This window comes from Pseudomonas sp. SST3 (genome assembly GCF_003325755.1).
This window is the reverse complement of the sequence record NZ_QORI02000239.1, coordinates 1-1304: the sequence shown is the minus strand read 5'-3', so window position 1 is coordinate 1304 and position 1304 is coordinate 1. Positions and strand designations below refer to the sequence as shown.

Below are 1304 nucleotides of genomic sequence, written 5' to 3'. Positions count from 1 at the left end.
AAGTACACGCGCAGAGGCATTACGGGCCGCAGCATTAGTGTCATGCTTCAATATATTAGTCAGTTGTGCAAAACCTACTTCATCGGCGCCCTCATCATTGATGAAATGCAACATCTTTGTTCGTCCCGAGGCGGGCAAGATCGGGATAAGCTGCTGAATTTTTTGTGACGTTATCCAATGATGCCGGTGTTCCGCTGGTCTATGTTGGTACAAATGCGATGCTTCCACTATTTTCTGGCGTTTTGCGAAATGCCCGGCGAGCGGCGGGTATGGGACCGATCAGCTTTGACAGGTTCGGCGAGGACGATCCGTTTTGGGCTCATCTGGTATCACAGCTGTGGGCCTATGACTGGACAACAGCCTGTGCTCCGCTGACGGAAAAGCTCCTGTCCAGAATTTACGATCTCACTCAAGGAAACACGGATTTCCTAGCTAAGCTTTTAATGCTCGCTCAGCGGCACGCAATTTGGGAAGACATTGATTCGGTTACGCCTGCGGTTCTGCAGCAGGTGTACGACAACCAGATGAGGTTTCTGCACAAGCCCATTGAGGCTCTACGAAGCGGTGATCCTCTGCAGATTGCTGACTTTGAGGACATGATGCCCACAAAGGATCAAATCACTCAGATGATGAATTACGATTTGGCTCGTCGAGCAGATAGGACACATCTCTCGCTGATTACTCAGGCTGCGATTGTTCCAGCAGCCGAAACCACTGATAAACCAGCCACAAAGGCTGCGAGCAGGCCAATGGTTCCGTTAGCCGAGGGGGCTGTAGCAAGCGTGCATTTTGCCAAGGGCGAGGATGTGCAGACACAGCTTGAACAGCGTGGTTGGGTGACTAAGGACTCGGCCTGGTGACGTGATTCGTGGGAGCTTGGGTCTATGGAGCGCTTGCTTCTTTTTCCTCAACCGTTTCCTGATGAATCCCTCTACAGCTTGGCAGTCCGTTACCACCGGCTGGTGGCGAACTGCAGTTACCGGCTAACAAGCCAGGAGCTTTTTGGGACATATTCTAGGACTTGTGGCTCTATTCTGCCGTGTTGCTTAGGCGCTCTGTCGCAACGGCTGGCGGCAGCCTATTCGGTAGGAGAGCTGATTAGATGCTTCACGCTTTTGCCTCTCTATCAGCCATTTCTGGATGATGCGACGTACAGTGCGGCCTGTATCGCCATGGCTGGCAATCACGGTAATGGCCTTAAGATGAGCTTGGGCTTAACAGCCTCGCGGTTCCTTAAGCATGCGTCTTTCAGGTATTGCGGAAGTTGCGTCCACGAGGACACTCAAAATTACGGCGTGGCGTAC

The 1304-nt window shown here is 52.2% G+C and carries 2 protein-coding genes; both read left to right on the top strand.

All coding sequences use genetic code 11. The features are described 5' to 3' along the window. The first annotated feature begins 164 nt into the window (after positions 1-164). The gene (locus tag DQ405_RS26995) at positions 165-860 is read left to right on the top strand and encodes a transposase (RefSeq protein ID WP_241730250.1); all 696 of its coding nucleotides are present in this window, start codon (positions 165-167) and stop codon (positions 858-860) included. Positions 861-884: 24 nt separating this feature from the next. After that, the coding region (locus tag DQ405_RS28885; RefSeq protein WP_174824736.1) for a TniQ family protein at positions 885-1304 on the top strand (420 nt) is incomplete at its 3' end.